We start from the raw sequence: 12033 nt of genomic DNA, 5'->3' as shown, positions 1-12033 counted from the left end.
GCGAAGCTGCCCGTCATGGGGCGGTGCATTAACGAGGTGCAGCTATGACCGTCATGCCCAAGCTGGAGCCATTGGAGGATCGGATCGTCTTGGACGGTGCCGATCCCGAAGTTACGATCTCAGGCCCCGATTTGCCCGTTGAACTGGGTGAGCAGGACGTCGGCTATACCATCACCTTTGACAATACAGGTACTGAGAGCGGGTATGTTCCCTACGTTGAGCTGATCATCCCGACCTCCGGCGCAGATGAGCAGGGGGACGGCCCCACCTTTGACAGTGCGCGTTTTCTGGGGGGGCCGATTGAGACCACTGTCCTGACCTTTGACGCAGACGGAGAGGTGGAGCATCCGTTTCTCGTTGATGCCATGGGCGATCCGTTGATTATCATGGGGGGCGATGCAGGCGACACGCTTGTAGTGTTTGAGCTGCCTTACGGATCGTTCTCTCCGGGCAATCCGGCGGTGGACATTGACGTGGTCATTGATTTCTCCAATGAGGCTGATCTGGGCGCAATGCCGCAGTTTGACGTGCTGGGCGGTTTTGCGCTGGGGTGTGATGCGCTGGATAATCCGGTGGATGATCCCGCCATACGCGGGACAAGCAGCAGTGAAACCACCGACCCGCGATTGTTGCAGGTTTCCAAGACAAGCAATGCGCCAGCCGATGAAAATGCCACGGGCCCAAGCTACGTTTATCAATACACGCTGAGCGTTGACGTCGCGCCAGGGCAGACGCTGGAAGACTTTGTGCTGACAGATAACCTGCCGCCAGAGATGGTGTTCGTCGGGAACGTCAGCATCAATGGTGGCGTTGGCGGTGCTGTGGCCACGCAACCGACTGTCGGGGCACAGGTCCAGCCGGGTGAGCAGTTGATTGTCGCGTTTGACGAAGTGTCCGGTTCCGTCTCGGTTGTGTTTGATTACTACCTGTCCAACGACCCCTCTGATGTCGCCACACCGACAAACAGCGCGACCACCGGCTTGCCCGCGCCCGTTGTGAACGACGTTACGGGCGAAGGGGATTGGACCCCGATTGACCCGGACGATGATCAGATCCGCGTCAGCGACAGCGATAACATCACCATCGAAGCCTCGACCCTCGCAATCCAGAAATCCAATGCGCTGGTGGTGGACAACAACGCTTCGGGGCCCTCACCGGGGGATGAGTATGAATTCACGCTGAACATTCAGGTTTCCGACTACTTCACGTACGGCGATGTGGTTGTTGAGGATATTCTGGGGGACGGCTGGGATTATCAGGAAGGATCCGCCGCATTCTTTGTGAGCGAAGAGGGCGGCAATGTCGGCTCTGCCGGGGCGCCGACAAGCCTGACGGCGCATGAGACTGTCGTGGAAGATGATCCAAACCTTGGGAATACCCGGTCGACCTGGGATATCTCTGATGCGTTGATCGCGGCAGGTGCTGCTGATGGTCTTTTGACAGGGGATATTGCCGGGGATGGTACCTCGTCAGGCACGCAGACAACGGTGCAGATCACCTACCGTGCGACAATCCTCAGCGCGTTTGAAGATACGGGGACAGGTGAATCCATGATCTCCCAAGGGGACCGGTTGCAAAACGATGCAACGGTCACGGGCAACGTCCGCAGCAATCTGTCTGAGGGGGGTGATCCCTCGCTGACGACGCCCAACAACGTCACCGATGATGCAAGCTCTGGCGTGTTCCTTGCCCGCGGTGGTATTGAATCAAAAGAAGTTTTCGCACTCAACGGTGATATCTCCCCGCCTGCCGATCTGGTAATTGCTGCCGGCGACACGGTCACGTTTGCGATTGAGTATCGCGCCCCGCTTGCGGCGTTCGAAGACTTCCGGATTGAGGATAACCTGCCTCAGCTGGTCTTTGATGTGGTCGGCAATTTCAATCCGGCGACGGCTTGGACCGACGTGCCTGTGGACCGCACTGCGCCGCCTGCTTCAGGCTCTGCCTATTTTGGCGCGGGGACCAGCACCAGCCTGCTTGGACTGACACCGACCATCACCACCGATGGCCCAAACAACGGTCTGGTTTTCGACTTCGGCACCTTCACAGAGCCGACGCCCGCAGAAGCCGTTATCCAGATCCTGTTCACCGCAACGGTTGAGGACGCGATATTTGCGCCGGACCTGTTGTTGACCAACCAGGTAACCGCCTTTGAAACCAATACGTTTGGTGAGGAAATCAACTCCACCGCCATTGCGCTGTTCAACTACGGGGAGCCGGACCTGAACATTACCAAGGGCGTGATCGGGTCAAGCTCAACCGACCCCGAAACATCGCTGAGTGGCCCAACCGGGCTGAGCGGTGTGAGCGTGCCGGATACATCCGTGCCGCGCTTTAGCGGGATTGTCAGTTCCGGCGCGCTGGACGGCGCGCCCATTGGCGTTGATGCGGATATTGAGAACATCGATGCGGGCGATACGGTCAGCTTTGCCATTGTACTTGAGAACGAGGGCACCGCCCCGAACGGCGCATTCAACATCACTGTCGAGGACACGCTGCCGGACGGCTTCGCGATCCCTGCGGGGGGGCTGAACCTGTCGGTGACGGATGGGGCACGCAATGTCATTGCCTTCACCCAACCCGATGGGACCGCTGCCACGCCGGATGACATCTTCAACGGTGGCATCTTGCTGGTGGACGATGGCCCGTTGCAGGGGGCGGCGTCCCTGTTTGATGAAACCTCTGGCGAAAACGTCATTGTCATCACCTATGATCTTGAGGTGGTTGATGCCATCAGCCCCAATGCGACGCTGACCAATACGGCCGGGATCACCAGCTACAATGCCTTTGAGGGCAACGGTCAGCCGTTTAATCCTGCCGGGCCGGTGAATCGGGTCACCAGCCCGATTGAAGATGACGCAACCGCAACCACCGAAAGCATCGAGATTGAAAAGTCTCTGGATGCCCGCCAATTTGATGGTGACATCACCGGGCGGAGCGGTAACGAAGTCGCCGTTGGTGAAAATCTCGAATTCCTTGTTCGCGTCGATGTGCCTGAGGGTACGATGTTCAACACCGTCATCTCTGACCGTGTCACCAATGGCGGTCTGACGCTCATCAGTGCCGAGATTGAAACGATGGGCGGAAACTTCACGGCCTCCACAGGTCTGGTCGCGACCGATACCACCACGGCTGTTGGGAATGCCTGGTCGCTGGACTTTGGCACGTTGGAAAACACCGCCGACAACGATCCGACAAATGATTTCATCGAAATTCGCGTATTCGCGCGGGCAGGGGATGCTGACGTTGGCGGCGCGAATCATTTCATGCGCAATCAGGCGTCAGTCGAGTTTGAAAATGCAGACATGCAAAGTTTCAGGGACAGGGACGATGCCGCTGTCCGTCTGATTGAGCCGAATGTTGCGTTGGACAAGACCGTCAGCCCCGCTTCCCCTTCGGCAGGTGGTGTGCTGAGCTATGAAGTGGAGATTACCAATCCGAGCGGCAACCGGGATGCCCCTGCTTTTGATCTGACGCTGTCCGACGTGCTGCACCCGGAAACCACATTGGATATCAGCAGCATCACGCTGGTGGTTAACGGGACGACCATAACCCAACCTTTTGATGGGACGAATTATGACCTGAGCACAAATGTCGGTGGGGACCCCAACGCATTTGAGGTCTTCATCGACCGATTGGATCAGAACGATGTGGTCCTTGTCCGCTATGAAGCGACGGTCAGCCCTACGGTTGCTGCGGGGCTGACGCTGCCGAACACGGCTGCTCTGTTCTATGATTCCACGCCGGAGGATGACAGTGGCGCGGACGGGGATGATCGCGAATACGCGCTGTCTGATACCGAAGAAGTCGTCACGCGGAACCTTGAACTGGACAAGAGCCTCGTGCCCGGCAGCACCAGCTATGATGAGACAACGGGCGCAAACCTCGGGATTGGGGAGCTTGCAACGTTTGAATTCACCGTCACTGTGCCAGAGGGCACGATCAGTGATGTTGTCCTGACCGACACGCTGCCTGCTGGGTTTGAATATGTCTCGTCCGAAGTTGTGCGGATTGGTGATGTCACTTCTGGCTCTGGACCTGCGGATAACATTGGCGGCTCTTTGCTGGCCGTCGGGGCTTCCGGCACGAATGTGGGCTTGGTGACAACATTTGACTTTGGTGATCTGACCAACTCGGTCGATACGGTGATCGACAGCAAAGACGAGATTGTCGTCAGGGTCACGGCGCGGGTGACAGATACGCCAGCGGCCGCAGACGGCGGCGATCTGACAAACATCGGTGCGGTGTCTGATACAAACGGCGACGGAGGAACCACTACGGTCACCGATGATGAGACGGTCACGGTGGTGGAGCCGGACATCACGCTCGACAAGACGGTAACGCCCGCCGATGCCGATGCGGGCGATCCGGTCAGCTATACGCTTACCATTGAGAACGAAGGCAGCGGACCCGCCTATGACATGCGGATGACCGATGATGTTGTTGGAGCGGATGTTGTTGCAGGCGGCGCGGTTTCAATCGTTTTGCAAGACGCATCCGGCAATGTGTTCACGCCTGTCGACGCGCCGACGTTCAGTTTCGACGGGGCAGGCGCGCTGGAAGTGATCGTGCCGGATTTGCCTGCCGGGCATGTGGCCATTGTGACCTATGACGCGGTTGTGCAGGACACGGCGTTGTTCTCAACCGCGCTGACCAACACAGCAGAGGTTGCGCGCTACGATTCCAATCCGGCAGGGGATGCCATCACACCGGCAGGCGGCGCGGAGGAAGAGCGCGTTTACACCGGCCCCAGCGATACAGCGGTGGTGACAACACCGGATGCGACGGTTGCCAAAAATTACCTGTCCAGCAGTGACACGAACACGCCAGATGCCGCAGGCAGTGATCCGGCCGAGCTTAACGTGGGCGAAGAGGTCACCTATGAGCTGATCTTGACCGTGCCGCAGGGCACGGCAGACATCGTGCTCACGGACAGCCTGCCGCCGGGTTTGCTGGCGCAATCCGCGACGGTGGTGTCGATTGGCGACGATGTGAATGACACCTCCACAAGGCTTTCGGCCAATGACACCGACGCGGACCCGGCCATCACGATCAGCGGCTCGCGGGACAGTGTGACCTTTGACTTTGGCACCATTGCGGTCGACGGGTCGGACGATGCCGCTGCAACAGACACGACAATCGTGGTGCGGGTCACGTCGATTGTCGCTGATGTTGCCGCCGCGACGCAAGGGGCGGCATTGACGAACACGGCGACGCTGGTTGTGACCGATCCAGGAACCGGCACAGCGCTTCAGGACCCTGCAACAGCAACTGAAACGATCAATGTGGTGGAGCCAGAACTGGAGCTGGTCAAAACCGGCCCCGTCGGTGGCGATCTGGGGGAGATTGTGCCCTACAGCATCACCGTGACCAACACGGGGGATGGTCCTGCCTATGATGCTGACGTTACGGACACATTCGCCAACACCAACCTGCTGTATCAAAACGGCACGGCAGAGGTGTTCCTGAACGGTGTGTCGCTTGTTCCACAACCGACGATCATTGAAGCTGCGGCACCGGTGCCGACGGGATTTCAGGTGCAGGATCTCACCTTTCTGCCGGGCGATGTGATCCGGGTGGACTTCGATGTGCAGGTTTCCCCAACCGCGCCTCCGTCGGAGACGTTCACAAACATGGCGACGGTTGTCTTTGACAGCGTCGAAGGGGAGCCTGTTGACGCAGATGGCGCACCCTTGGGCCGGGACGATATCGACAGCGATACGCATAATCTGGCAACCGTTCCGCGGATCAGCAAAACACCTTTCACCTCGCAATTCGCTGAGACCGATAGCGAACTGGGCTCTGCCCCGTTTGACCTGGCCATCGGTGAGGAGGTCACGTTCCGCTATGAGATCACCCTGCCGGAGATTGATCTGGACAGTGTGATCGCCACTGACGTGTTGCCTGCGGGGCTTGAATTCGTGTCGGCCAATGTCGTTGCCGTCAACGGTACCGGAGCAGCGGGGACGGTCGTTGTGACGCCGGATGGCGTGAACCCCAACGAGATTGAGCTTGATTTCGGTGGGATGAACAACGCCGTTGACGGCACCATTGGCCCCGATGATGTGTTGGTGTTCGAGGTCGTTGCCCGCGTCACGGATGGCGGACTGGTTGCTGGGGACATGCTGACCAATACCGTGTCGCTTGATGTTGACCCGGTCAGTGGGACGCCCTTCGGCACGCAGACCACCACTGCGGATGTGCGCGTGGTGGAGCCGGAACTGACCATCGACAAGACAGGACCGCTTGCGCTCAATCCCGGTGGGGCGCCGGGCATATTCACGGTTGTGATCACCAATGCCGGTGTCTCCGGCGCCGAAGGGCCTGCCTATGATCTGGACATTGCAGACACAATGCCCGCAGGGCTGACGCTTGACCCCGGCTCTTTTACGTTTGCCGATGGCAGCGGCGGCACACTGACGCCGGAGAGCTTTAGCGCCAATGCCAGCACTTTCCTTGCGGAGTTTGCGCTCCTTGAGGTGGGGGAGAGCATTGTGGTGACCTATCAGGCATCGCTGGATACCGGTGAAGGGCCGCTGACCACCTTTGAGAATACCGCGAGCGCGGATTATTTCAGCGCACCGGACGATCTTGTCGATGCAGGTGGGCGCCCTGTGGCGGAGGATTACACCCCCGTTGAGGACAGCCACATCATCTCAACCGTACCGACGTTGGAGAAGACGGCGATTGCCTCCGGCACATCTGAGACGCCGGAAAACGCGGATGGCGACGCGGTTCAAGACCTCACCATCGGTGAAACCGTCACATATGAGCTCACGCTGACCTTGCCGGAAATCCCGATGGACAGGGTTGTGCTCAGCGACAGCTTGCCTGCGGGGCTGAGTTTTGTCGCGGCAGAGGTGACAGGCATCGGCAGCGAGATCACGGTGGGCGGTGAAACCGACCTTGCCGTGATCAACGCAGGTGCGACATTGTCGGTGGTGGGGCAGGATCTGACCCTGACACTTGCGGATGTGATCAACACTTATGTCGATGGGACCATTGATCCGGGGCAGGATACGGTAACGGTCCAGATCGTCGCGCGCGTAGACGATGATCCGGCCAATGTGGGGGCTTTGCCGAATACGCAACTGACCAACACCGCAGGCTTGATCGTCACCCCGCAGGGGGAACCCGCACTGACGCAAGCCACAGCAAGCGAAACCGTCGAAATCGTTGAGCCAAATCTGACTGTTACCAAGTCGGGTGATATCGCCGTAAACCCCGGTGACCCGGTTGATTACGCGGTGAGTGTAACCAATGACGGGACCGCGCCTGCCTTTGATGTGATCGTCGCGGACAGTTTTGACAGCCCTGAGCTGTCGCTTGTCTCCGGTTCGGTTGTGATCGTGCTGGACGGCGTGGATATCACCGCTTCGGTGGATGTTGTTGAGACAGGCGACGGGTTCTCCTTTGAACTGGATGACAATGTTACCGGGGATCCGATTCCTGTTCCGGTCGGCGTGACACTTGATGTGACCTATACCGCCCTGCTGGACGCGAATGCGCCCGAGGCGGAGACGTTCCTCAACACGGCCACTGTCGCCTATGACAGTCTGCCGGGTGATCCCTTGGATGAAAACGGCAACCCCGTGGATGACCGGGACTACACCGCCGATGATGATACGTCGGTTGCGACAGTGCCGTTCCTGACAAAGACCCCCACGACATCAAGCTTTTCTGAAACACCAAGCACGTTTGGCGATACGCCCTTTGATCTCAACATTGGGGAAGAGGTCACCTATACCTACGAGCTTTTCCTGCCAGAGATCGACATGTCCAGCGTCGTGTTTGAGGACGCGCTGGCGCCCGGTCTGGAATTTGTCAGCTTCAATGTGGTGTCGTTCGGGTCAGACATGTCTGATCTGTCCAACAACGCGCTGACTGATCCCACGTTGACGGAAGTGACGCCACAGAACTTCCTGCTTGATTTCGGGGGGATCCGAAATCTGGAAGATACCGCGCCGCCAACAATTGGTGCCGATGATGTCATCACGATCGAAGTCGTGGCGCGGGTGACGAATGACGGTGTGCCGAATGCCGGGGACAACTTGTCAAATGCCGCAAGTCTGGCGGTTGTGCCGGTGGGCGGAAGCCCTCTGTCTGCTGCGGAAGCGGATGCGGACGTGCGGGTGGTCGAGCCTGAGCTTGAGATCGCCAAGGCCGGCCCCGTGGCGCTGAGCCCCGGAGAAAGCGGCGTGTTCACCATCAATGTCCAGAACGTCGGTCCGGGTATCGCACCTGATGCCACAGGACCGGCATATGACATTGAAATCACCGATACCCTGCCAACGGGCATGACGCTTGACGGATCGACCATCAACGTGACGCGAAACGGGTCGGCCTATGCACCGGGTTCGGGTGAACTGACTTTCTCTGCGGCGTCTTTCACGCTGAACATCGATGTGATGGACCCGCAGGATGTGTTTGTGATCACCTATGACGGCACGCTTTCCCCCTCTGCGGATCCGCTTGAAACCTTCACCAACACGGTGACAGCGGACTATGACAGCGCCCCGGGTGACCCGTTGGATGCAGACGGCAACCCGGTTGAGGAAACCTACACCCCGGTTGATGCCTCCTTCACCGTGGCGACCATTCCAACGCTTGAGAAAACGACCCTGTCCTCCAGTTTTGCCCAGACACCGGAGGACGCGGATGGCGATATGATCCGCGACCTGCAAATCGGTGAAGAAGTGACTTATGAGTTGGTGCTGACCCTGCCTGAAATCGCGATGGACGCGGTGACCCTGACGGACACTTTGCCAACTGGCCTGACCTTCGTCTCGGCCGAGGTTGTGGGGCTTGGCGGTTCGGTCACGGTTGGCGGGGGCACGGATCTTGCGACCATCAATGCTGGGGCGTCTTTTGTTGAAGCGGGGCAGTTGCTGACCATCACGCTGGATGATGTGCTGAACAGCGATACGGATGGAACCGGAACACGGGCAAATGATGCGATCATCGTTCAGGTGGTTGCGCGGGTAGAAGACATTCCCGCCAACAGCGGCACCATGCCCAATAGCCAGCTGACCAACACCGCCGGGTTGATCATTGATCCCATTGGGCCGGATGCGCCGCTGGCCGAGATCACGGCGGCCGAAACGGTTGAGATTGTTGAACCGGCACTGGAACTGACAAAGACGGGTGAAGTTGCAGGTGACCTTGGCCAACCTGTTGCATACGCAATTGAGGTTGTGAACACGGGCAACAGCACCGCGTTTGATGTGTTGATTGCGGATGCACTTGCCAACCCGAACCTGACCTATGTGCCCGGTTCCGCTGAAGTCTTCCTCAATGGCGTATCTCTGGGGGTACAGCCAACGGTGACGACGCCTGCGACAGGTCAGACGGGCGGTTTTGAACTGACGCTGGACGAGATTGCGCCGGGCGACGTGATCCGCGTTGACTTTTCTGCCACCATCTCCGCGACCGCCCCTGCGGCCAGTACGCTGGACAATACCGCCACCGTGAATTTCGACAGTGCGCCGGGTGACCCCGTCGACGCGGGGGGCAACCCTGTTGGGCGCACGGGGTCCGACAGTGACGACCATGTCGTTGTGACCTCTCCCGGTCTTGAGAAGACGGCGTTCACTTCTCAGTTCACGGAAACGGATAGTGAACTGGGCTCCTCTCCCTTCGAACTGACCGTTGGTGAAGAGGTCACGTACCGCTATGCGCTGACCTTGCCTGAGATTGCGCTGGAGGGTGTTACCTTGACCGATGTGCTGCCGGACGAGGTGGCGTTTGTCTCTGCCACGGTGATTGATGTGAATGGCACTGGCGCGGCAGGCACGGTCATAGTGACGCCGGACGGTACAAACCCTAATGAGATCACGTTCGACTTCGGGGCGATGACCAACGCCTCCGACGGTTCCATCGGAGCGGATGACGTGCTGATCTTCGACGTTGTCGCGCGCGTGCTAAGCGATGGCGGCACCGGGGCAGGGGACGACCTGGCCAATACAGCCACGCTCAACGTCGATCCGGTTGGTGACGATCCCTTTGCGCCGGTGACGGATACGGCAGAGGTCACCGTGGTTGAACCCTTGCTGGAGTTGGAAAAGTCAGGTCCACTGGCCGTTGATCCCGGTGATCCAGCGACATTTGTGCTGAGGATTACGAATGATGGCGACCCCGCAGGCGGCGGTCCTGCATTTGATCTTGCGATTGGCGATGTCTTGCCCGCCGCGTTTACCTTAGACACCGGCTCCCTGTCCTACACCATTGACGGGGTTGCCGCGACGCCCAGCTCGGTGAGCATAACGGGCACCGGATTTGACGTCACGTTCGATGTGCTGGCCTTGGATGAGGTGCTGGAAATCACCTATGTCGCGACGCTTTCTGCAACGGCTGCGCCTGTGGATTCCTTCGTGAATACCGCCAGCGTCGATTATGACAGCGTTCCGGGCGATCCGCTTGACGAAGGGGGCAATCCGGTTGGTGTGGACTATCCGACGGTGACCGATGATCACGTGATCACCACCGGGCCGACCCTGACGAAAGAGCCCGTCTCAACCGGCTTTGGCGAAACGCCTGAGGATGGGGATGGCGATGGCATTCTGGGGGCAGCCATCGGGGAAGAGATCACCTATGAACTGGTTCTGACCCTGCCGGAGATCGCGATGGATACAGCGGTGTTGACGGATGTTCTGCCTGACGGGCTGACGTTTGTGAGTGCCAATGTCACCAACGTCGGCAGTGAGATCACGGTTGGCACGACGGACATTGCCAACGCCGGTCAGACGATGACGATCACCTTCAACGATCTGGTCAACAGCTATGTTGACGGTACGATCACCGCCGCCGAAGACACGATCACAGTAGAGGTCGTTGCGCGTGTGAATGATATCGCGACAAACGTGCAGGGTACACAGCTGACCAATACCGCCGGGTTGATTGTGACGCCCGAAGGGGAACTTGCCCTCGACCAGGTGATTGATACCGGCACGATCGAAGTGATTGAGCCAAGTATCAGCGTTGAGAAGTCCACAAGTGAGACGGATCCTCTGCTGGGGGAGACGTTTATCTACACGCTTGTGGTCACCAATGATGCCACTGCCACGTCGCCCGCTTTCAACACCGTGGTCTCCGACACGTTGCCGTTCCAGTTGACGCTGACCGGCAACACGATCCTGTCCGATCCGACGCTCGGGTCGGTGTCGCCGACCTCTGTGAACGGGTCCGACACGTTGATCGTCACCATCCCCGTGCTGGAACCGGGTCAGAGCCTGACAATTGATCTGGAGGTCACTGTCGGCTTCCTCACGGATGTGTTGATGCCGGTTTCAAATACGGCCTCCATTGACGGCGGCTCGACACCTGTCGCAAACGATCCCAATGGCCGCAGCTATGATGATGACGACACGGCAACCATCGTACCACAGCCCTTGCCCGAAGAAGAAGAGGGGCGTCAGACCAAGGCGATTGACGGCATTGATGATGCGCAGTTCCTGCCCATTCTGTTGATCGACCCGATCTTCACCGGCACGGCAGAGCCGGGATCGAACGTGACCATCAACCTCTACCGGCAGGACGGGTCACTCGACTATGTGCGCAACATCGTCGCGGACACTGGCGGGCATTGGATCGCGATTTTCCCACGGGTGGAACTGCATGATCTGGAGGATGATTTCCACGATGAGTTCGAAAGCTCCGTGCTCTTTGATGCGCCGGTTCAATTGCTGGACAGCTATACGCAGGACTCGTTCCGGCTGGTGAATGAGACCCGTGCGCTGACTGTTGGTTCCCAGTTGATTGACGAGGCTTACACGCTTGGTGTGACAGTGGATCGCCCGTCCACCTTGCCGGACGAGGCTGGTCTGCACAACACGCGGACCTATTTCGCATCGGCCCATGTGGGTGAGATTTACGGCAAGCAGGACATCCTGAAGGTCGGTGACATCTTTGATGATATCGCGTTCCGCACGGTTGAGGACATGTATAACAGCACCTCGGATCCTTTGGGGGTGAGCCTGAATCGCTTCAACTACGAATTCCTCAGCGGACAGACAGCGGTGCCGGGTCAGCAGTGAT

At 58.7% G+C, this 12033-nt stretch carries 1 protein-coding gene; it reads left to right on the top strand.

All coding sequences use genetic code 11. The features are described 5' to 3' along the window. The first annotated feature begins 44 nt into the window (after positions 1–44). Entirely contained in the window at positions 45–12032 is an 11988-nt protein-coding gene (locus Q1A91_RS01835; RefSeq protein WP_299872004.1) for an isopeptide-forming domain-containing fimbrial protein, read from the top strand. Position 12033 lies beyond the last annotated feature (1 nt).

It is taken from the genome of uncultured Sulfitobacter sp., from assembly GCF_947500075.1.
GTDB lineage: Bacteria > Pseudomonadota > Alphaproteobacteria > Rhodobacterales > Rhodobacteraceae > Sulfitobacter.
The sequence above is the reverse complement of the archived record's forward strand: the minus strand, read 5'-3'. Positions and strand labels throughout refer to the sequence as shown.